The sequence below is a fragment of the Desulfocicer niacini genome (assembly GCF_054657595.1).
On record NZ_BAAHYK010000036.1, the window covers coordinates 13942 to 37814 of the forward strand.

A 23873-nucleotide genomic window follows, 5' to 3' on the forward strand; every position below is an offset into this window, starting at 1 on the left:
GCGTCTGCCGGGGGAGTAATGGTTAAAAAAAATCAAAACCGAAATTCCAGTTTCATGCCCAGGGAAACCGGCTCTTCAATGAATGAGGCCTGGCGGGGATATTGTCGGGACAGATCTTCATAAAATTGTATGGCATAGCGAACATGATTCCAACTGACCAGATTCATGGCATACAAGGTTAATTCTGCAGGGGGATTACAGGGAAGTCTCCAGGAAAAAGAGGTGTTCAATGTAAAAGAGGGTTTGCCGTAACCGTGATCCGTCAAGGCATCATAAATATCATTCATCTCTTCTTTTGAGGCGTCATTGCCATATGCATTGTGCACATTTTTGAACATGTCCAGCAGGTCAATTTGATTTTGTCCCCAGGAAAATCGTCCATTGATGTGTGATTTCAGGGTGGATGACCACATATGATGCCAGAAGAATTTAATGGTGTGGCTGGGAAAATTGTTAATGCGGTTTTCTGCATAATTATCAACAGGCATGGGGGCACCATCAGGATTTGTCAAATCTGCAGGAATGATAATCTCGGGATCATAATCCAGTTGATGGGTCCAGGCGTATGTGAGACCTGTGGTATTTTTTTCCCCTTTAATGGTCAGCCCTGCTTCAATGCCGCACAGTTTGAGACTTCCCACCACATCAGCCCCTGATTCCGTCCAGGAGACTTCGTCCAGTATATTATAATAAAAATTGGTATTTAAATTCATATTTCCAAAATTATGCTCGTACATGAGTTCATAGTTGAGCAGGGTTTCCGGGTCCGGTGGTTCCTGGCCATTGTAATGCATGGTGTAAAGTTCAGGGAAATTGGGAATACGAACGGATCTTTGCCAGACAAGGCGTACAATGTCTTTATCCGTTATGCTGGAGATAATGGCCAACCGGGGGGAATAATACCAATTTGTATAGTCATTTTTATCTGCTCTGCCGGAGAGAAGTACATGGAAATAGGGGTGGAAGGCCAGATTGGCTTCGGTCAGAATGGAATAGGAATTGGATTTGAGATGGGGCATCACCGTTGAGACCTCGTCTCCGTATGTCTGGTAAAACTTTGAATCATCCGTGAGAACGGCAAAGCGGATGGGATTTCTCATGTTAAGAACAAAGGTATTATCCTCCTCTCCCCATTCCGGCAGCCAGTACTCATGGGAGTAGATGCCGCCCAGGGCAAAACGAAATTTTTCATTGAGTTCATAATGCAGCATTGCTTTTGCATTTATTTCATTCTCGGAAAAGGAGTTGTTGTATTGGGTGATATCTTTCTGGGGCTGATTTATCCCCTGGTAACCGGCAATTTCCCTGAAAGAGATGGAGTCAAAACCAATGCGGGTTTCCAGAGAAAGGCGATCTGAAAAGGAGTGGGTTTTCTCCAGTTCAATCACAGCACTGCGGGTGCGTGAGCCTGCAAATTTGTCGCCGTCGGCATAAGCGGTTTCCTCGGACAGTCTTTGCCAGCTGTAAGAGGAATATCTGCACCATAGATGCCAGTTGTTCAAAAAAGAGAGGTTGAGATGGAGTTTGACCTGGGGTGCGTCGATGAAATCAGACAGGTAGGACGGTTCATTGGATCCCAATCCTTTGTTTCCCCAATGGTCTGACATAAAGCCGAATCCATACCCATGGGCGCGATCCACGTATAACCACTTCGTGTTATTTTCTCCATCGGAACGGCTGTAACTGCCGTATAGATAGCATTGAAATTTATCGTTTTCATATCCCTGGGAGGCATAGACGGTTTGATATCGGTAACGGGCATTTGCTTCAATGCCTGCCTGGCTTCCCTTGCTGGTTCTGGCAGTGTGGGTGATAATATTGATAACGCCCCCGATGGCACCGGAACCGTAGGTGACAGAGCCGGGGCCCCGGATGATTTCAATTTCTTTGATATCGTTCATGTCCCGGTTGAAAATTTCCACCAGGGCCCCATCCTGGGTTTTAAAATTCATATTTTTACCGTTGACCAGCAACAGATAGTGATAGTTCTGGTCCCCCAGAACGCCCCTGAAACCAAACCGGGGACCATTCATATGGTTCACAAAGGTGGCACCAGGCACATACACTTCAATGAGATCCATGATGTTTCTGGCCGGTGTTCGTCTGATGTCTTCGGTGGTTATGAGTGTTCTTGCAACCGGTGCCTTTGCTGCGGACATACCTGTGATGGTTCCGGCCTGGATTCGGACGTTCATTAAATCTTCCAGGGGCAGAGAAAACAAGTGTTCCGAATCATGTGTTGTGGGGGGGGGATGTGAGAAATGATTCGAATGGTCTGGTAACGGGGCGGCATTCAGCCGTGCTGGCCTGAAATTGGATAAACATACCATTCCAGATGCCAGGATCACAAAAAAGAAGCTCTTTGGAGATATCTTTTTCCATTTATGTCTTTTCATGATCTTCGCCGATTGTATTACCGCTTTTATAATGATGTGTGTGAAAAAAGTTGGTCGGTGCGTTTGAATCTGCGTTCTGTTGGTGTTAAAAATTGAGGAATCCACCACAGAATGTGTTGGAAAAGTGATCTTGAATTTTTTACGAACCCATCATAAATAAAAGAAGTTATGAAATTATTTCATTAGATACATGATATATACAATGGGCTCAAAAATGCAAGCATATTTAATTTTTTGCGGTTAAATATGCTGATTGTAACGAATCTGCCGGGTAATCTTTACCTTGCGTTTGACCCGGCCCATATCATTTTTGATATAAATCCATTCCCCGTCGTAAATCTGGAAAATACCGGTGGGTGTTTCAAATCCCGGTTGACCCGTTCTTCCCCATAAAGGTCTACCCGTTCTTCGGTGGAATAGAGGTAGGAGGAGACCATGGGAGGGCCGGGCAATGACATTTCCGCCGGGAACATCTATGTTGCCGGTGATGGTCCAGAGGCAGATAAGGGCGTGGGCCACCGATGTCCCGCCCTGTTCCCTGGGCAAAAATGACTGCTTCGGCACCGAAATTTTCCTTGATTTCCTTCATTCTCGATTCACAATAGTTGCTTAGAGATGGGTGGGCGAAGTTGGAACCAAGTCCGAAATTTCTAATTTGGCCTTTAATGTTTTTGGGGTCTGTGGGATACCCTTCACATTTGCCGTTGAGAAATACCTCGGGGATGCGCAGGCGAGGGATAAGATCTGGAAAATCCACCTTGGACTATGAACGCCAGATGGAACCAATCCCTGCTTCATTTTTTACTTGTTTTACGCCGTCTACGCTTTGGGTGATAGCAGTGAGTTCCTTTAATTGTTCTTCGGAACGGGCTACACCAGTTATGGTAACAAGACCATCTTTAGCAATGGTCTCAACATTAGCCGTACTTGTCAGCTTGTTTTTTGTCAACACAGACCAGACCAGGCTACCAAGAAACTCATCTTTAAAGGCCATTTGGGACAATTGAGTGGCTCTAAAATCTTCAGAATTGATGATTTTCAAGACGGCTTCTTCCGCGCTTTTTACACTGATCCTTCCCATGTGCAGGACTAAATCATATAAAAATGGATCCCGCCAATCAAAACCGAACATGCACTGGGTCCATTTTGTTATTTTTTTATCCCCCTTGCTTATCAATTCAACGATCTGATCATGGGGCAGGGATAACTGTTTCATGGCTTCCTTTATCCGATATTCTTTATCAGCAATAACCAGTATGCGGAGTACATGTGGTATGCGTTTGATCAACGCCTGCCCGGCAAAACCATGGTAAATAAGATTGTCTTGTTCATTGCATCGTTTGAGGAATGTGGCCCTGATCAGATTATAATGAGCACCCTGCTTGTCACGATCCTGTTGCCATATCCTTGGAGGCTCTTCCATGGTTTCAATAAGTTTGGTTTCAGGAAAATCAAAATCTTCGGAAGCTGCTAAGATGAGATCTCTCCTCCTAAGGCATGGATATCCAAGACGGCTGGCAATACTTTCGGCTATTTTTTCCCCGTTGCTAAAGGATGTCCTGGAAAAGGTTATAATTGTCATCTTTTCTCCTTGTCAATGATCCGAACCGGCATTCAGCTGTTATCGGTATTTGTCAGGTGTAACTGATATCATCGCGTATAGTACTGAAGTACATTTCATAACCTAGGAGATGGTCAAGAAGCACCACCTGTGGTTTGACTAAACAGTATCCTTCACAACCCAAGCATCAAGTCGGAGACCGGCGGACGCTTCATATTTTCTTTCAAATGATTCTGGATAATCTTTCCGCCATTGATCCATCTCTTCTCCACTTAATAGTTCAACCTCTACAAGATAACCGCTTGTGGCCTGTCCGACACAGTTTTCTGATATTATTCCATCCGGAGAGATGGTGTTGATGGCTCCTCCGCGATCAATCTCACCGATCTTGATGGCATCTGCCCGGGCCCCATGATCAATGTATGCAACCCCGGGACGAAGACGTTCAGTGACAAAGGCACCCGCAAGCACAATGCCACGCTCATTGAAAATTTTGATAATATCGCCATGTTTAATGCCTCGTTTTGCGGCTTCTGAGGGATGGAGCCACAATGGCTCGTATTTATAACCATCGTAGCCCGTTACTTTACAAGTCCCAACCTCTCGGGTCCAGGTTATGTCATCACATTGGGAGTGAACCCGCCAGCGACCATGGTTGGACATGAGAAGCAAAGGGTATATTTTTGCCCGATTGCTGGAAATACGTTCATCGTGCATAACACTTTTTTCTACCCACCTGGGAATTGGAGAGCGTTCTTTGTCATCTGGAAAATGGAGGGCCAGCGCCTTAGAATAAAATTCTAATTTTCCACTGGGAGTGCCCAGTCGATGTTTTTCAGGGTCTTCGTAAAATTTTCGAAAGCCCGGTGGGTCATCTTTCCAATCCTTGGCGGTATTGTACATCCAATATTTTTTTTCTTTTAATTGTTCCCATTTAACAATTTTATCTCCCCCCATGTGGTGCCAGATTCTCTTTTGCATAGCTTTTACGGACAGGCCCTGGGTCATTTCCTCGGCAAGTCCGACTTTCCTGGCCACTTCACAGACAATGTCAAAGTCACTTTTGGACTCTCCAATGGATTCAATGGCTTTGTCTTGAATCATAATATTGGGCTGTGGAATTCCCTGCCGAACGTTGGTAACAATATCATCGACCTCCATCATGGTATTGGCCGGTAAAATGATATCTGCATAGAGACAGTCATTTTCCAGCCATGGGTGCTGGGCCACGATGGTTTCTATCTTAGGATTTCTCATGGCCATTTCCGTTTCATTACCACCGTTCCAGCAGGTAATGCGACACGGTGTGTCTGTCCAGATCATATGAATTTCACTTCCGCCTTCCTCTTTGGGGATGGGGTAAGTGTATTTGTTGAACTGATCCTGAACCATCCCCTCAATGGAACCGGTACCATGAAATGTAATGGGCTCATCCGATTCAATGGCTTTGTGAACAAGGCATTTGGGTAATCCCTGTTTCTGCCAGGCCGTAATGGATGACATAACCGGAATGGAGAGACGCTCCTCAATATCAGGATTCCAGATTCCCCCCGTTAAATTATCCCTTCGTGGCATTCCGAAATAGGTCAGTTGCAGCTGATGAACTCCGGGTGCGCCAAGTCCCTGCATACCGAGGAGGATGACCTCCAGACGCGCATTTTCATGGGAAAACGGGCCCCTGATAAATCCGCCGCCAAAGTAATGCGCAATGGAGCTTATTTTTTTTGCAAACTCCCTTGCAAGGGCCTTTATGGTCCATTGGGGAACCCCGCATTTTTTAGTGGCCCAGTCCGGACTTTTGGGCACACTGTCCTCCTTTCCCAAGACATAATCGGAAAATTTATCCATACCCACCACATGTGTTTTCACATACGCTTTGTCATAAAGCCCTTCTGTTATCCACACATGGGCAATGGCCAGCTGAAGCGCTGCATCGGTATTGGGCAGTATGGGTATCCATTTGTCAGCATGCACTGCCGCACCATAGTTCAGGTCCGGGCAGATATAAATCTGTTTCATGCCAATTTTAGACCAGAAATAACAGAGACGGCTGGCAAACTGTCCGGTAAACCCCCAGGGTGTAGTTTCAGGATCACACCCCCAGAAAAGCATCATTTCTGTATGTTCCGTGGCATCATTCACCGTATTGGCAGCGGGCCACATATTTCCCTGGACACCTTGTCCCCAAACGTGTTTAGCGCCCCAGTACCAGCCTTCCCAGCTGTCCGGATTTCGCACCTGCAGGGTAAATCCACCCATATATTCCAGAAGTGTCCCGGGGTGACCATGGGGAGTATGAATGCTCTTGCACTCGCCATGACCATCCCCTTGCATCAAGATTCCGTGAATACCATATTGTTGATGAATGCGTTTGATTTCAGCGGCAATCAGTTCGGCTGCATCATCCCATGAAATCCTTTTATATTTACTTTTTCCCCTGTTTTGAGGGTTTCGTTTTCCTTTGGGATCCCAATCCACCCGTTTTAGGGGATAGAGTATCCGGTTCGGGGAATAGACGCGTTTTTTGTATGCCAGTGAAAAGGGTCCCGGAAGGGATTTCCAGCCAGGTTCAATGGATTTTCCATTTTTTTCCATTTTCCACTGACGAACCTCTTCCTTTTTATATTTCCATCCATAGCGCATAGGCCGGATGCGAATAATCTTGCCGTCTTTTACATCCACCATCCCTTCTGCACCACCACCAAAAAAACCACCCAAGCCAAGGCTTCGGAGAACTGTTTTGTCTTTAATTTTTATCTCTGACATAATTTAAAAAACTCCTGGAGAGTTGGAAGTGGATTGAAATTCAGGCTTAAGCATAGCGTGCAATCTGTTACCATGGGGTTAATTTTACGATATAAAAAAATGACTGAGTCCCCAAAAAGGCAGATGTTGTGACCAAACCTCGTTAGTTGCATTATCATTGGAGATCTTCGTATGCATAATTTGGCGTTGATACGCCAATAACACAAGGCTGACTCCATCGGTATCGCATACAGTTCGGAATCATGGACAAAAGACCCCAATGCATAATATTAGTCTTTCATTATTTGTTGTGGGCAGACCCAGGCGACGAAATAAGGTCTGCCCGTGTCGGTTTATATGAAATACTCCGCAAATCAGGGGCGTATTTCAAGCTTCGTTGTGGGCAGAGCCGGATCAGAATACGGTCTGCCCGTGGCAGTTATATGGACATGGGAATATCACCCAGGCAGATGTCCTTCCGTGTCCAAATATCATGGATGTTGTGTGTTTTAGCATCTTTTTCCAGGGTCAACGAGTAATTGCAATTATCTCTAAGGCCGTGGAACCAGAAGTCACCCCAGTTGTCCGTTACTTGAGTAAAGGATTCTCCGGTATCATTCTCAGTCAATGTACATAAGGCACCTATGATCACCTCTTTTTTTAAGGGATCATACAAAGTTCCGGCCACAAATTTTTTGGGCAGGTTCTTGTAAAAGACCCTTGATTGGGTTCCCGATCCGGGGTTTAATGTTTCAGCCTCCTTGATAAAATCCTGAAAATCGGCTTCTTCGCCGAATTTAAGGGCTTCTGTGGGGCACTGATCCACACACCGGGGTACGGTCCATTCGGGATCATTGTCCAGGAGATGGGCACAACCGGTGCATTTTTGGGCCAGGTTGAGGTTTTCATTAAAAAATATGGCATCATGGGGACAGGCATCCCGGCACAACTTGCAACCGGTACATTTTTCGGGGTTTATGATCACAAGACCGTCATCTCGTTTTTCTATGGCCTTGGATTGGCACTGTTCAATACAGGGTGCATCATCACAGTGATGGCACATCTTTGGAATATAGGAAACCATGACCTTGGGAACCTGACCCCGTACCTGCTCCTCAATACCGATCCAGAATTGTCCTGTATCAGGCTGGGGCTTTGCATAGGGGGTCCAGTCATTGGCCACATGCTCATCCTTACAGGCAATTTGGCAGCAGTAACATCCATTACAGATTGATAAATCAAGATAAAACGCTTTCATTATTTATTTCCTTCCACAATCCAGGCGTCAAAACAGAGGCCAGCGCCTGGATCATATTTTCTCTCGAACGCTTCTGGATAATCTCTTCTCCACTGGTCAAATTCATTGCCGGTTACCCGTTCCACCTGGACCAGATATCCGCTGACCACATTGCCCACACAATTATCCGACGTAATCTTTTCCGGGGTGATGGTATTAATGGCCCCACCACGATCTATGGCACCTGTTTTTATGGGGTCATGACGGGCACCATGGTCAATGTAACAGACATCAGGGATAACACGTTCCGTAACATAGGCTCCTGCCAGAACAATGCCACGTTCATTGAATATTTTTACAATATCACCCTGTTTTATACCCCGTTTTTTGGCTTCTGAAGGATGAAGCCATAAGGGTTCATATTTATACCCATCCGGTCCCACCACCTTACAGGTGGGGGCTTCCCTGGTCCAGGGAATGTCATCACACTGGGCATGCACGCGCCATCTACCATGGTTGGACATCAGCAGTAACGGGTAAACCTTGGCGCGATCACTGCTCAGACGATCATCATGATTGTGACTTTTTTCTATCCATTTAGGAATGGGCGGACGCTCTTTATCATGGGGAAATGTTTTGGCCAGTGCTGCGGAATAAAATTCAAGTTTACCCGTATCCGTGGGTAAAGGAGAACGCTCAGGATCATTGTAGAATTTTCGTAAGCCGGGCCTATCCTCTTCCCAATCCTCAGCCGTATTGTAACACCAGTATTTTTTCTCCAGAAGCTGATCCCAGCTGACCAGATCTTCACCGCCCATGTATTCCCAGATTTTTTTCTGAAGATCCGGGACTGTCATATCATCGGTAAGCTCCTTCTCATACCCCATCTTTTTACCCACTTCCAGAACAATCTCCGCATCGCTTTTGGACTCTCCAATGGGTTCAATGGCTTTGTCGGCAATCATAATATTGGGTTGCATGATTCCCTGCCGAATGTTGGTGAGAATATCATCAACTTCCATGAAGGTATTGGCAGGCAGAATAATATCAGCGTACAGGCAGTCATTCTCCATCCATGGATGCTGTGCCACAATGGTTTCTATTTTGGGATTACGCATGGACAATTGCGTTTTATGGCCATCGTTCCAGCAGGTTATCCGGCAGGGAGAATCGCTCCATATCATGTGAATCTCACTGCCACCGTCCTCTTTGGGAAGGGGAAATGTATAGCTATTAAACTGATCCATCACCAAAGCATTCTGCGCGCCGGTCCCATGAAACACAATGGGTTCATCGGAATCAATGGCCCTTTGAATTAATGTTTTAGGAATAATCTGCTCCTGCCAGGCCGTTACTGAACTCAAAACCGGCATGGAGAGGCGCTCCTCAATCTCTGGGTTCCAGAAAAAGGTACCAGCCAGGCCTTCGGCCCGGGGCATTCCATGGTAGGTCAATTGATGTTGATGAACCCCGGGGCCGCCAAGCCCCTGCATGCCCAGTAAAATACACTCAAGTCTTGCAGGTTCGTGGGAAAATGCACCTCGAATAAAGCCTCCTCCGAAATAATGGGCGATGGAGGTGATTTTTGCCGCAAATTCCCGGGCCAGGGCTTTTATTGTCCATTCTGGGACACCACATTTTTTTGACGCCCACTCTGGAGTTTTGGGAACACCATCTTCTTTCCCCAGAACGTAATCAGAAATTTTGTCCATGCCCACTGCATGAGTTTCAACATATTTTTTATCGTAGGTCTCTTCGATAATCCACAGATATATAATGGCAAGCTGCAGAGCAGAATCAGTGTTGGGCAATATTGGAATCCATTTATCTGCATGAATGGCACATCCATAGTTGACATCGGGACAGATATAAATTTGTTTTATACCCACCTCTTTCCAGAAGTAACAGAGTCGACTGGCAAACTGTCCGGTAAATCCCCACGGGGTGGTCTCAGGGTCGCATCCCCAGAAAAGTACCTGTTCAGCATTCTCCGTGGTATCTTTAATAATGTTCGCCGCTGGATACATGGCACCCTGTGCACCCTGACCCCAAACATGTTTGGCCCCCCAGTACCAGCCTTCCCAGCTGTCCGGGTTACGTACTTGAAGTGTGAACCCACCCAGGTGATCCAGCAAGACCCCTGCATGGCCGTGGGGAGTGTTAATGGTTTTACATTCACCATGACCATCCCCCTGCAGTAGAACTGCGTTATGACCATATTGTTCATGAATGCGATTAAGTTCCCCGACAATAATGTCAGTGGCTTCATCCCATGAGATGCGAACGTATTTACTTTTACCACGGTTTTGAGGATTACGATCTCCATTGGGATCCCAGTCGACCCGTTTGATGGGATATTTAACACGGTTGGGTGAGTATACTCTTTTTTTATATGACAATGAAAAAGGACCTGGAAGTGATTTCCAGGTGGGCTCAATGGATTTTCCATTGCGTGTCATTTTCCATTGCCGTACCTCTTCTTTTTTATACTTCCATCCATATTGCATGGGACGAACTCTGACGATCTTGCCGTCTTTGACATCAACCATGCCCTCGGCACCGCCACCAAAATATCCAGCAAGGCCAAGCGATCTTAAAACGGTCTTGTCTTTTGTGACAATTTTTTTCATTAGTATAAACACCTTTAATCTATCTGTAATACTGCTATTGCCAACCCCCTGTTTCCAGAATGGCCGACGTTATGATAAAACCCTGTGATTTCATGTTAAGATGACATTAACCCCGGTAGAAAAAGTGTGATTTGAGGAAACGTAATTAGAAAAATAATTTCACAGATGTCAGCAATTAAAAAAGGTTTGAGGCCCCGAAAGATGGTTCCCATGGGCACCCCTGTAATGCCCTTGATAATATAGACATTCAAACCCACAGGAGGTGTAATCAAGCCCATTTCAGTCACCCTTACGACAAGGATACCAAACCAGATGGGATCAAACCCTAAGTTTAAAATCATGGGGAAAAAAACCGGAATCGTCAGTAAAACGATGGCCATGGAGTCCATGATTGTGCCAAGCAGACCCACCACAACTAATATTATCAACAAAATAAAGTAGCGATTCACCGGTAGTTCGCCCACCATTGTGGCCAATTCAAAGGGAAGACGACTCACTGAGAAAAAATAGCCTAATATCATGGCCCCCAACACAATAAGAAACAGCATCCCCGTTGTTGAGGCGGTATTCTTAAGGCTTAATTTAAAAACAGTCCACGTCATTTTACGACGCAATCCAGCAAAACAGAAGGTTCCGAATGCACCTACACCGGCAGCTTCGGTGGGGGTAAAAACACCGGTGTAAATTCCACCAATCACCACGAGAAATAAAACAATCACCTCCCATGTTTTTAAAAGGGACTGCATTTTCTCTTTCAACGTGGCACGTGGGCCTGGAGGTCCTAATTCTGGGTTTTTACGGGTAATAATTACTATGGCAATAATATAAAACACCGCTTCCAGAACACCTGGCACAAAGCCCGCCAAGAACAGCTTTCCAATGGATTGTTCAGTGATAATGCCGTAAATAATCAAAATTACGCTGGGTGGGATTAAAATCCCGATGCTGCCGCCGGCTGCAATGGAACCCGTTGCAAGGCCAGGATCATACTTATACTTTTCCATTTCAGGCATGGCCACTTTGCCAAGGGTGGCTGCAGTGGCAAGGCTGGAACCACTGATGGCCGCAAAGCATGCACAGGCAGCCACCGTGGCCATTGCCAGACCGCCTCTGAAATGTCCCAGCCATTTATGCACCGTACGATAAAGATCTTCGCTCATGCCAGCGGCAAAGGCAAATGAACCCATAAGAATAAACAGTGGTATAACGCTCATGCCTTGATTCGCAAAGCTTGTGTAGGGGACGGTTCGCAGCAATCCTAAAGCCGGATCTATGCCAACAATATAAGCAAAGCCAAGAAAGCCCACTATTCCCATGCTGAGGCCGATCTGCATGCGAATAAATATAAGAAAAATTAAGATACAGATGCCCAGAATACCGACCATTGTTGGACTCATTTTTTTAAATCCTCCGATAAAGCTTGAGATAAATGCAAAAGAAGAATCAGGGCAAATGTTAAAATACCAATGGCAAGGGGAACTGCAAAGGGATATGCGGGTATTAACAAAACGGCTGAAGTCATTTCAGAAACATAACACTCGCCGATGTAAAGAAAGTTTTGCCAGGCAATTAAACTGACAAATATAATGGAAACAGCGGTGGTAAAGAGATCAAAAAAACGTTGTACACCCAAGGGAAAACGCTCCAGAATTAATTCAACGGATACATGAGCTTTTTCATATGCACAATAAACAATACTGAAAGGAACAATAATGGCCATCATGTACTCAACCAGCTCAAAGGCTCCGGCCAGGGGGCGGTTAAACAGATAACGAAGCCCCACATCCAAAGCGGTGAGAAACATCATCATCGCCAGCACAGTTGAACAGATCGCAATCATTATCCCTGTAGCGGTTTTACTAATTTTGGTCAGCATGACCCTCCTTATGAGAAATGGTTACTGATATGATAAGGAAAAACAGCCAATGATCATCAATGAAGATCATTGGTTTGATTTTGTGGTACACCGGCTCAGGTATCACTTGATTTCAGAAGCGCAGCAGGGCTGGTGGTCTGCGTGTGTAAACGCTGGATTCAATTGAGCGGTATTGTGGACTTCTATGATTCTCCGCCATTCTTTATTTGACAGTTTACACTTCCTGGGGCAATCACCCTTACCCCAGAAGTGTAAATTTTTTAGCAAATATGAAGGATACTCGTTATTCCTGGCTTAATTTAACAGCCGTGTCGAGAATTTCTCTGGCATTGGAAACTCCTTTTTGTTCCATTTTTGTAACCCATTTGTCCCATATGGGTTTGCCAGCCACATCAAGCCATTTTTGACGTTCATCATCTGACAGATCTATAATCTCAACACTTTGTCCCTGCTCCTTGATTTTTTCCATAACCCCTTCCCGGGCCGTATCAAAAAAATTGTGTCCCCAGAATTTTGATCCTTCCAACCCACTGACACCCATTATGGCCTCCTGAATATCCTTGGGGAGGCTGTTCCATTTACTCTTGTTCATGGCTATGGAGAAATAGACAGCTGGAAAAGGGGTTTGGGTATAGTATTTTGCTACTTCATAGAGTCTGAAGCCATGGATTGCTTCCCAGGGTGCTCCCATTCCGTCAATGACCCCTTTCTGCATGGAAATGTAATTATCCGGCATGGGAATCAACATGGGAGTTCCCCCCAGGGCTTTTAACATTTCAGTTGGCGGCCCACCGCTCATGCGAATTTTCATGCCCTTCATGTCTTCCAGGGTTTTAACGGGTTTATTGGTGGTAATGAGAATGTAGGGATGGCTTGCAAAAAGCAGCAATATTTTATTGTCAGAAAATTCTTTTTGAATGGAAGGAAATTTTTCATACAATTTCCAAAACACTTCACTGCCTTTTTCAGCTGTTTTAAATGGCAGTGCCGGAAGACTGATAACATCGGCAATGGGCGTCATGCCAGGCCAGTAGCCATGAAAGCACCATCCCAGATCAGCAATACCAAGCTTTGTTGCATTCCAGGCATCTTTACCCTTGGTAAGTGTCTGGCTATAATATGTCTGAATTTTCACCCGGCCGTTTGTGGCTTTTTCCACCTGTCTGGCCCAGGGGGCAATGGCGTTCATGCCGCTCCAACTGGTTTCCGGATTCTGATTGGCAAAACTTAACGTAATCGGTTTGGACAAGCATGGACTGGCAAAGGATATAAAGAGACATAAAACAGATAACACACATAAGGATTTGACTTTATTCACAACTACCTCCATTCATCTGATTGTTTTCGGATTATGTGTTTTCATTACGATCCGGCATTTACCCGAATCGCAATGGGGTGATTAGTTGTAATTTATTATCAGTGTGGAGCGTACAAAACAGTTCGAGGCGTTGTTTCCATTTGTTTGGCCAATTCGTTCAGAGGTCCAAATGACATGCAGAAAGCCTGGCAATGTTTTACGCAAGCTGGCACTTCTCCTTCCTGACATCGTTTTGCACAAAGATCACAGAGTTCTGTCACAAACGGCAAGAAGTCGATTGCCACAGGCCTTGTATCCACGGGATAGACATATTCAGTGACTTTAATACCGCATTTCCCAGCTGGATAATCGTGTTCCTGCTGACAGGCGACTTCACATGTGTGACATCCGGTGCAGTATTCATAATTTATCAACAATCCATTTTTAACCATGAGTTATCTCCTATTCAGCGATTTTTGTTAGCTTGCAAAGGGTTGTTTTATACTGACCACCACCAAAACCTGAATTGCTGTCCTGTGGCCCGGGAATAATTTTGTTGATCTGATAGTCCCATACCCCAAAAAGTTCTGGTTCACTGCCTTTCATTTCCGGCATCCACCAGCCGTGAAGGGTCTGGATCATCTTAGGATGCACCCTCAAAGAGATACGCACCTTGCGTTTGACTTTACCCAGATCGTTTTCCAGATAAATCCACTCACCGTCATAGACATTGTACTCCTTGGCAGTCTCCGGATGAATTTCAACATAGGGATGTGGGTTTTTTTCACGCAGCCAGGGAATCATGCGATGTTCAGAGTGAAAATAGAGATGAGATCGTGCGCCGGTAATCATAATTAAAGGATATTTTTTGTACAATTCAGGCACCTGTGTGGGGCTTTGGGCAGGTTCTCTGAAAAAGGGAAGTGGGTCAATGCCCCAGCTTTCAAAGGCCTTGGAATAGAGCTCAATCTTACCGGTTTCTGTGTTGAATCCAGGTTTACCATCCCCACGCAGTAGGCCTTTTTCATGTCGGTGATACGGCCTGCTGGAGTGTCCTTTGGGCGGCATTGCCTGGGAACCTGACTTCACCAGTTCATCAAAGGTTACGCCAGCAACTGACAGGCGGTCATTGATCAACTCTTTCACCGTTTTATATTTACAATTGGGATTCAGGCGGTTGGCCATTTCAAGATTAATTTCCCAATCGGACTTGCATTCACCCACTTGAATGGTCTTGTGCATTACACCAAGGGGTACCCACCAGGATCTGAAACTGTCCTTTTCCGCAAAGGTGGCCGCTGGTAATACAATATCGGCAAGAGCCATGGTCGTGGGATTATGAAACAGGTCCACAACCACAACAAAATCCAACTTCTTCAGTGCATCATAGTGCAACCTGGCCCGTGCAGCCTGGCCGCCGAGAACATTGGCCGTTTGAATCCAGGCACCTTTGATGGGATAGGGTTTTCCACTATCAATCTGATCAATGACCATATCTGGCTGAGCCCATCCTCGAAAGCCTTTCACCATGGGATAGTCATTACACCCGATGCGCAATTTATTGAGTTTATCCACAAGTTCCTGCCCGTAAAGCCCCACCAGCTCTTCGGTGGAGTAGGGATAGGTGGTTACCCCGTGGGAAGGCCTGGCAATGACGTTACCACCTGGTATATCAACATTTCCGGTGATGGACCATAGATGAGTAATTGCCTGGGCAACGCTGGTCGCCTCCGGATTCATGTCAATGGGTACACCCCATTGAAGGGAGGCCGGGCTGCTGGTGGCATATAGTCGAGCAGCTTTAACGATAAGATCTTCAGGTACCCAGGTTATTTCAGATACCTTGGACGGAGGATACTCCAGAACTCTCTCTTTGAGTTCGTCAAATCCATAGGTCCATTTTTCTACAAACGCCTTGTCATACAGCTCTTCGTTGATGATGATGTTGAGCATGCCAAGGGCCATAGCTCCGTCGGTTCCCGGGCGAATCTGCAAATGGTACTTCGCCCGTGAAGAAGTCCAGGTATGTCTTGGATCCACTGAAATAATCTGGCTTCCTTTTTTCATGCAATCCACAATCCAGTGGCCAAAAAAACCATCCGAACAGGTGGGGGGTGGGTTTTGTCCCCATACGAGAATCACCTTGGGAACTTCCCATTCCGGATCATCATATCTTTTTTCTGAAAATTGAGATGCATCCATGACGGCAAAATCTCCCATGGTCGCCTTCATCCCCCCAAGCCTGGGAGTGTAGCACGACTGCCCGGAGAGCCCCAGTTGTACCCAGTTGGGACTGCCGTAATTATACGCCATGAAGGAGATGGGTCCACCCACATCTCTACCTGTACCCTGGGCAAAAACAACGGATTCCGCACCGTGTTTGGCACGAATATCTTTTAGTCGTGTTTCACAAGTATCAAAAGCTTCGTCCCATGAGATCGGTTCAAATTTTCCTTCCCCTCTCTTACCCACCCGTTTCAGGGGAGTGGTAATTCTATCCGGGTGATATGCATACTGTTTGAGTGCCAACACCCTGGGACATGAGCGCCCCTGATTAAAAGAAGCATTTTCATCTCCTTCAATATTGACAAGCTTTCCATCCTTGACATAGAGTTTTTGTCCACAGGCACCATGACATCCTGCACCAGCCGACCATACTGTCGTTGGAAAAATCTGTACATCGCTGCTATTGCGCATTATCGTTCTCCTTATGTTATTATTATTCCTTTGATCCACCGTTTATTAAACAGCTCACATTTTGTTAGATAGTGGGTTAGATCAGCATAAATTCTATTTTTTCAATTTGGTTCATGCCCTTGAACGGATAGGACAATATGACTCCATGAATTTTGGGATGTATGTCTGACGTATTGGCCAGTCCGTCTTCCAAAGGATCGTTTCAGGTGATATAAAATTTTGAACTCCTGAGAATAAAATAGATGTTTCGGACGTTTTTTCACAATAGAGAGCTCAAAATTTATGCCAGTATTGAAATTACATGTAATTAATTATATTCAAAATTGATGCCAGTATTGAAATTACATGTAATTAATTATATTGTGCTGATATCAAAGGGGAATAAAGGTTTGACAAAAGCTATTGTATAAGATAAGAGTTGGGGTGCTTATCCCATATTTCGGGTTTCGCACGATATATCGGAGTCGCTTTGTCGAAAAAAATACCCACCAATTCGAGAAGGCTCATGTTGCATTTTGGGGTCTTTTGTCTATTATGCCGAAATGTTTGCTATGTCGATGGGGTCAGGCTTGTGTTATTGGCGTGACCAAGGCCAATTTATACATACAAAGATCTTCAATGATAATGCACATAAACATAACGCAAGCCTGAGCCTATCCATATAAGACCCTGAAATACAACATGAGCCTTCGTGACAAGGTGGGTGAACGTTAAATTGGAATGGGGACGATGATGATAAAGGAGATAAACAGAGTTGGTGCAGTTGAGGAACGGCTTAGATTTGAAACAATGCTTGCTGAACTATCCACAAGATTTATCAATTTAGAAGCCACTAAAATTGACACTGAAATTGTATGCAGCTTGAAACAGATTGTTGAGATTTTGCGAATTGACAGAAGTAGTGTCGCTGAATTCAACAGTGACAAAACCAAACTGAGAGTCACCCATGCCTATGCCGCACCGGGCGTTCCCAGAATGCCGGACATTGTTATCAACAAGCAGTTGCCATGGTATAAAAAAATGCTTTACAACGGAAGAGCCCTGGTAATTGACTCACCGGATGACCTGCCCGATGAAGCGTGGGCGGAAAAGGCCCATTTCTCACAAAATAAAATCAAATCATCAGTACTTATTCCACTGGCCGTTGCGGGTACTTTTTTAGGAGTGCTGGGATTTGTATCTGTGCTCTCCCACCAGCAATGGAATGATAAGCTTTTGCAGAGATTCAATTTGCTTGGTCAGGTTTTTGCGAATGCGTTAATGCGGAAAAGAGCAGAAGAAAAACTATACAGAGCTTTTGCTGAAATCAACCAGTTAAAAGAGCATCTGGAGGCTGAAAATACATTTTTAAAAGAAGAGATAAACCTTCAGCATGCCCACGGGGAATTCATCGGGCAGGGTCCCTCCATTAACAAGGTGCTGGCACAGGTGGAACAGGTGGCAGTAACGGATTCCACCGTACTGATATTAGGAGAAACCGGGACCGGTAAAGAGTTATTGGCCCAGGCCATTCACAATCTCAGTCGGTGTAAGAATCGTACCATGATAACGCTCAATTGTGCAGCGCTGCCGTCCAATCTGGTTGAAAGTGAACTGTTTGGACATGAAAAAGGTGCCTATACCGGCGCACAATCAAAACGAATCGGCCGTTTTGAATTGGCCCATGGTTCATCTTTGTTTCTTGACGAAATAGGGGAGTTACCCCTGGATCTACAATCAAAATTACTTCGTGTCCTTCAACAAAAACAGTTTGAGAGGCTTGGTGGCCATGAAAGCATCATATCGGACGTGCGGATTATTGCAGCTACCAATAGAAACCTTATGCGTGCCGTTGAAACCGGTGAATTCAGAATGGATCTTTACTATCGATTAAACGTATTTCCCATTACCATTCCGCCACTTCGGGAAAGACGTGAAGATATTCCTTCTCTGATCTGGTTTTTTGTGAAGTATTTTTGTGAAAAAATGGGAAAAAAAATTGATTATATAAGTAATCATACAATGAAAATTCTGCAGGCCCATCATTGGCCAGGCAATGTTAGAGAGTTAAAAAACATCATAGAACGTGCCGTTATTATTTCACCGGGAAACAAACTAAAAGTTGAAATAATACAAAATCCAATACCCTCAGATGGTGCCAATATGACACTTAATGATGTCCAAAAAGAGCATATAGTTAAAGTTTTAAAACGAACCAATTGGCGAGTCAGAGGGCAAAAAGGTGCTGCAGAAATTTTAGATATGAAACCATCTACTCTTGAGTCAAGAATGATGAAATTGGGGATAAAAAGGCCCTCTAAATATTGACGCTTATTTCCGATAAGCCCCTGCTCAATCTTCCAATGGGAGGCACCCGATTAATAGCATACCATTTATTGATACTCAAGGAGACAGCATTTTTTAGAAACACACGGTTTCCATTTCTGACTATCAACCCCCGGCAGCCGTATTGGAAAGATTACATTTGTTGATTCTCTGGATATCACTGCTTCCACAGGTTGAACACCTCACAGCCTTTTCTTCCTTTGGGCCATGGGGAACCTTGATGGAGAAAACGTTTAAACATGTTTGGCATTTATATTCCCAATGCAACTCTTTTGAGTGGATATTCTCTTTAATATTTTGGGGTGAACAGTACTTGTTGTAGCACTTGCTGCATAGTTCATGTCCATTTAATATGTCGTGTTCACTATTACGTTCGATGGTAATGTGGCATTTGTTGCACTGCATTGTCTATTTATCCTTTGGCGAAAAAAGTTGATTTTAAGATCAAAAGGATAACACTAAAGATCCTTAGTAAATATATTTAATAATTCCAGTGAGCCCGCCTCCCCTCCAAAGGACCAATTTTTATCTTGAATTTCTTCAATAACTACCCATATATTCTGTTTTAACTCATTTTTTCTGTCCTCTCCTATTACACTGGTCATAACATCGGTTATGCCAGATTGAATTTTTACTTTCTGCTCGTCCGTTAATAAATCTTTAATCACTTTTACCGATACAAAGGCCATATATAATCCTTCCGTGATAAAACAAAATACGGTTTAAGAGACTTCTCATGAATAAAAATATCCATTTTTTGGCATCCTTCATATGACCCAAAAAGTAATTTGCACTTTTGGGAAACAATAGTTTTTGCTATCTCCCCGAATTGCGGGCTTCTAAAAATAAGTTTATGAGTATGAACGTTTGTTCTTGGAAAAACAAAAGTTGAAGTCATCTATTATAAAATTTTTACACGATATTTCGTGTTGTCTCCTGAATATCATAGCGATAATATTTTGAACACTTTTTTATGATGAAAACGGTACACTTTACGAGTGTTGATTTGGATGTTTAGCTTAAAAATTATTAGCTCTCGATCATAATTTGTTGGCATTCATGAAATTTTTTAAAATACTACCCGGCGTTTAAAGGAAAAGCAAGCTTTACTACACTGAAATGTTGAGAGGTTGTAAGCCTTATAGTTAGGCTGTTTGTACATTGGCAGCTGTTTTATAAAAAACCGATCTCAATCCAGGTGGTTTCAGCAAAACCACTTTTGCCCATCATGTAGCTTATCTCTTTTAATGGCTCATCCTCCCGGGCTATCACTATGGTATAAGAACCGCTGTTAAGTGGAATATTCTCAAAACGATAGTCTCCAAATCCATCGGTGGTGGTCTGGGCCATTTTTTTTTCGTCTTTAAAAAGGCTCACAGTGAGATCCGGTACGCATTCTTCAATTCCTTTTTCCCGGGTGGCCACGCTGCCAGCAATGAACCCTTTATAAAAGAGATGGCTGTTTTTGTAATAGACCACACCTCCAGTTCCATTGGTGGTACCTGCCGGATTCTCCAGAGCATTGTCTGCAATAAAGGCTGCCATCTCTTCCGCCTCCAGGCAATGAAAGGTCAGTGCTTCTGTGGGACAGGCCTGAACACACCGGGGTGCCTTCCACCCATCATCCAGAAGATGGGCGCACAGAGTGCATTTCTGGGGGATCTGATTCTCCTCGTTCCAGAAGATGGCGCCATGGGGGCAGGTTTTTACCAGGTCCTTTTTCCCCCTGGCCCGGCGGGGATCAATGATAACGATGCCGTCCTCTCTTTTGATGACTTCTCCATTGTGGCTGTGCTGCACACAGGGGGCATCTGCACAATGATAACAGGGCTTTGGCAGGTAGGCCACACTGATATTAGGAAAGGTTCCCTGCTCTTTTCTCAGTATATTCATCCAGCGATGACCGTGGCTGGGCTGGGCCATGGTAACGCCTTCCCAATCGTTGTCCACGTGTTCATCCTTGCAGGCAAGAAAGCAGTTGTTGCAGTTTTCACATTTTTCAATGTCGATGACCATGCACCATTGTTTCATTTTATTTATCCTCTCCATGGGTTGAGCCGTGGGTGTGCGATTTTTCTGATATTTTTTTCTCCCAGAGCCTCACCTCAATAAGGCAGGAGTTGGGTGCCGATGAGTGGGATTTCTTAATGATTCCTTTTCCCGGCGTCAACAGGTTTATGCAGCCGCCGATGTCCGTGGAGTTTCCTGGTTCTCCCAATGGGTTGTACTGGGCAGATCCTTCACAGGAGTGCACTACTCCAGGCGGTATCCGTTCCGTTACCTGGGCCGCGCACACCACGCTGCCCCGGTCGTTGAACATTTCCACCAGCTGGTGGTTTTTAATGCCCCGGTACCGGGCATCCAGGGAGTTGATGCGAACAATCCAGTAATAGTGTCCATCAATGAGGACCCGATGATCTTTTACATCATTGATGTGCCCGTCCTTGGCGTCAAACATGGTGTGAAAACTGTACCGGGGATGGGGGGAGATCATCTGCAGCGGATATTTTTTTAAAATTTCGGTGGAGCGAGGTCCTTCCCAGGAGGTGATATATTTTGAGATGACGGGCCGTTCGGGATCATCCGGTGCAAACCGTTTAAGGCTTGAACATTCAAATTCCAGTTTTCCCGTCTGGGTCTGGAGGCCTTCTCTCCATTTGCCGCTGTAATCCGCCGGTAACGGGGAGAGTTCCGGTACATCCTTTTTCCGCCCTTCGGCAAACCAGCGGTAGGATACCGGTGCCCTGAGTTCTTCCTTGGGGGGCGGCACCACATAATAGCCTTTTTTAAGAAATTTTTTCCAGGTCATGACAGTGGGCATGTCGCTGGCATCAAAAAGTCGTTTGCACCATTCAAGCTCGGTTTTACCTTCGGAAAAGGGTGCTCCAAGATCCATGCGTTGGGCCAGCTCCAGAAAAATCTGATAATCGGATTTGGATTCCCCTAATGGTTCAATGCATTTGTGCTGGAAGGTTATCACCCGGTGGTTCCACTGGGTAAACTGCTGGTGGCTGTAACCACCGGAATTGGCGGTTTCTCCGATGTCGTACCGTTCAAAATTGGTACAGGCAGGAAGGATGATATCAGCAAATTTGGCTTCCCCTTCAAACCAGATGGACTGGTTCACCACAAATTCCAGGTTGTCACTTTTATAGGCCCTGGCATACCGATTGGATTCGGGCATGGTACCAAAATGAGACCCACCGTATTTATAGTACATCTTAACAGGCGAGTAGCCTGGTGCCGGGTATTTGAAATTTCTAAATTGGCCTTCAATGTTTTTGGGGTCTGTGGGATACCCTTCGCATTTGCCGTTGAGAAATACCTCGGGGATGCGCAGGCGGGGGATGAGCTGGGCCACGGTGTTCATGGTGGGCAGCTGGGGCATTCTTTGGTACAGATTCATGCTCAGAGCTGTTCCGTAAAGGTCTCCGGAAAGACCACCTTCGGCATATCCCGGGAAAAAGAAATTGGTGTCCACCGGGGTGCCCTGCTGGAGGCATCCCAGATTTACACCGGGTTTGCCAAGGCCCTGCATGGCCATGAGACACACCATGGATCTTGCCCATTCAATGCCGGTGGCACTTCTGCAGGCTCCCCCGAATCCCACAAGTCCCCCCGGGGAGAGATAGGTTTTCTTATTTCCCCATTGTCTTGCAAGGGCCCTGACATCCTTGGCCGGGACATGGGTTTCGTTTTCCTGCCATTCCGGGGTTTTTTCAATGCCGTCCTCTTTTCCCATAATATAATTTTGCCAGATTTCAAATCCATTGGTGCGGGTGGCCACATATTCTTTGTCGTAAAGATCTTCGGTGATCCATACATGGGCAATGGCAAGGCCCATGGCATTGCCCGTATCCGGCAAGGGGGCAAGCCATTTGCCGCCCAACAGGGCCGCGGTGTGGTTGTAATAAGGATCAATGTGTACCATTTTAATGCCCAGCTCTTTGGCCCATTGACGTCGGATGGTGCCTTCAAAGGCGCCGTACACCCCACTGGTGCTTTCGGGATCACTGGACCAGAAAACAATCATCTCTGCTTCTTTCAGACAATCTTCGATGGTACCATAGGTGTCGGAACCTCCGTTTCTCATGCTGTTGCCCCAATGGTGCATGGCTCCCCAGTACCATCCTTCCCAGGAGTCGGGGTTGTGGGCCACGGGACTGTAACCGATGGTGTTCATGAAACGGTTGCGGCTGCTCAACCAGTATCCTAGGTTCCCCCAGGTGTGGTGGGAGCCGCTGCCGTTCATGATGGAACCGGGTCCGTAGGTTTGCTTGACTCTCTGGATTTCTCCGGCCACAATATCAAGGGCCTCATCCCAGCTGATGCGCTGGTATCCTGATATGCCTCTGTTCTGACAGTTTCGATCTCCATGGGGGTTAAAATCCACCCGTTTCATGGGGTAAAGCAGGCGATCCGGGGAATAAATAAGGGATTTCAGTGCAAAGACGTAGGGGCTCAAGGTGCCTTTGCGGGGGGGCGTGAACTCTTTACCCCGCGCGGATATGGTCCAGGGCTTTGCATCTTCTTCATCAAATTCAATGGGAATGATGCGGATGATTTTATCGTCTTTTACATGGACGAATACCGGGCCGCCGTTGGTGTTGCTGGTGTAGCGCATGACCCCGTTTTTAAGGGGGGTTCCAAAATCCTTGGGCGAATCAAACTTTTCCACCATGACAAGGGTTTGCATGAACCAGATGGTCAAGTCATCCGGGCCTTTTACATCAATGTGGAAATTTTTCATGGCATGGATCTGGACGTGCAGGTTGTTTCGACGCAGCATGAGATATACGGCGGTGGGGGCATCCAGGAAGGTCATGGTGACATCCACATCCTTAGCCATGTCACTGGTGCTGGAAATGGAGCCGTTTTTTAAATAAAAGGTGCGCCCGATGCTCCTGTCTTTGATTCTTATTCGGGCCGTTAAGTTTTTTTCCTTCAGCCGTTTTCTGAAGATAGGGTCCAGAAGGCCCCTGGTTTTAAGCACCAAGCCCAAACTGAAAAGCATTAGCCTTAACAGATGGGGGCCTGTGACAACGAGCAGCGACTGTATGGATTTTCTAAAAATTCCCATGGTGGTTCTCCTTCCTGGGGGATGTATTG

At 45.5% G+C, this 23873-nt stretch carries 15 protein-coding genes; 1 reads left to right on the top strand and 14 read right to left on the bottom strand.

Annotated features, from left to right (window positions below; all coding sequences use genetic code 11):
• Window positions 1-32: 32 nt before the first annotated feature.
• The 11 genes from ACYQ2M_RS17860 to ACYQ2M_RS17910 form a co-directional block, all read right to left on the bottom strand.
• Complete coding sequence (locus tag ACYQ2M_RS17860; protein WP_459917734.1) at window positions 33-2195, bottom strand: TonB-dependent receptor plug domain-containing protein; 2163 nt, start codon at window positions 2193-2195, stop codon at window positions 33-35.
• Between the two features lie 441 nt (window positions 2196-2636).
• Window positions 2637-2960, bottom strand: coding sequence for a hypothetical protein (locus ACYQ2M_RS17865; protein ID WP_459917735.1), 324 nt, complete (start codon window positions 2958-2960; stop codon window positions 2637-2639).
• Between the two features lie 199 nt (window positions 2961-3159).
• Window positions 3160-3978 (bottom strand): cytidylate kinase family protein, encoded by an 819-nt coding sequence (locus ACYQ2M_RS17870; protein ID WP_459917736.1) that lies wholly within the window; start codon window positions 3976-3978, stop codon window positions 3160-3162.
• 138 nt (window positions 3979-4116) lie between these two features.
• Window positions 4117-6723, bottom strand: a complete 2607-nt coding sequence (locus tag ACYQ2M_RS17875) for a molybdopterin-dependent oxidoreductase (RefSeq protein WP_459917737.1) — start codon at window positions 6721-6723, stop codon at window positions 4117-4119.
• A 418-nt stretch (window positions 6724-7141) separates the two neighbouring features.
• Window positions 7142-7960, bottom strand: coding sequence for a 4Fe-4S dicluster domain-containing protein (locus ACYQ2M_RS17880; protein ID WP_459917738.1), 819 nt, complete (start codon window positions 7958-7960; stop codon window positions 7142-7144).
• A complete protein-coding gene (locus tag ACYQ2M_RS17885; protein ID WP_459917739.1) occupies window positions 7960-10569 on the bottom strand; it encodes a molybdopterin-dependent oxidoreductase in 2610 nt (869 codons plus the stop codon). The genes ACYQ2M_RS17880 and ACYQ2M_RS17885 overlap by 1 nt, the downstream gene beginning before the upstream one ends.
• A gap of 95 nt (window positions 10570-10664) precedes the next feature.
• Window positions 10665-11966 (bottom strand): TRAP transporter large permease, encoded by a 1302-nt coding sequence (locus ACYQ2M_RS17890; RefSeq protein ID WP_459917740.1) that lies wholly within the window; start codon window positions 11964-11966, stop codon window positions 10665-10667.
• On the bottom strand, window positions 11963-12445 hold the full coding sequence (locus ACYQ2M_RS17895) for a TRAP transporter small permease (protein WP_459917741.1): 483 nt from the start codon (window positions 12443-12445) through the stop codon (window positions 11963-11965). Before ACYQ2M_RS17895 ends, ACYQ2M_RS17890 begins: the two co-directional genes overlap by 4 nt.
• Before the next feature lie 283 nt (window positions 12446-12728).
• Window positions 12729-13775: a TRAP transporter substrate-binding protein gene (locus tag ACYQ2M_RS17900; protein WP_459917742.1), complete on the bottom strand. Its 1047-nt coding sequence runs from the start codon at window positions 13773-13775 to the stop codon at window positions 12729-12731.
• An 86-nt stretch (window positions 13776-13861) separates the two neighbouring features.
• Window positions 13862-14194 (bottom strand): 4Fe-4S dicluster domain-containing protein, encoded by a 333-nt coding sequence (locus ACYQ2M_RS17905; protein WP_459917743.1) that lies wholly within the window; start codon window positions 14192-14194, stop codon window positions 13862-13864.
• Window positions 14195-14204: 10 nt separating this feature from the next.
• On the bottom strand, window positions 14205-16439 hold the full coding sequence (locus ACYQ2M_RS17910) for a molybdopterin-dependent oxidoreductase (protein ID WP_459917744.1): 2235 nt from the start codon (window positions 16437-16439) through the stop codon (window positions 14205-14207).
• A gap of 729 nt (window positions 16440-17168) precedes the next feature.
• Between ACYQ2M_RS17910 and ACYQ2M_RS17915 the strand changes: the two genes are divergently transcribed.
• Entirely contained in the window at window positions 17169-18746 is a 1578-nt protein-coding gene (locus tag ACYQ2M_RS17915; protein ID WP_459917745.1) for a sigma-54-dependent Fis family transcriptional regulator, read from the top strand.
• Between the two features lie 476 nt (window positions 18747-19222).
• On the opposite strand, the gene ACYQ2M_RS17920 is transcribed toward ACYQ2M_RS17915, so the two are convergent.
• The 3 genes from ACYQ2M_RS17920 to ACYQ2M_RS17930 all read right to left on the bottom strand — a co-directional run bounded on the left by ACYQ2M_RS17920 (window position 19223) and on the right by ACYQ2M_RS17930 (window position 23844).
• A complete protein-coding gene (locus tag ACYQ2M_RS17920) occupies window positions 19223-19453 on the bottom strand; it encodes a tautomerase family protein (protein WP_459917746.1) in 231 nt (76 codons plus the stop codon).
• Between the two features lie 484 nt (window positions 19454-19937).
• Complete coding sequence (locus ACYQ2M_RS17925; RefSeq protein ID WP_459917747.1) at window positions 19938-20795, bottom strand: 4Fe-4S dicluster domain-containing protein; 858 nt, start codon at window positions 20793-20795, stop codon at window positions 19938-19940.
• Window position 20796: 1 nt separating this feature from the next.
• The gene (locus ACYQ2M_RS17930) at window positions 20797-23844 is read right to left on the bottom strand and encodes a molybdopterin-dependent oxidoreductase (protein WP_459917748.1); all 3048 of its coding nucleotides are present in this window, start codon (window positions 23842-23844) and stop codon (window positions 20797-20799) included.
• Window positions 23845-23873: the final 29 nt, after the last annotated feature.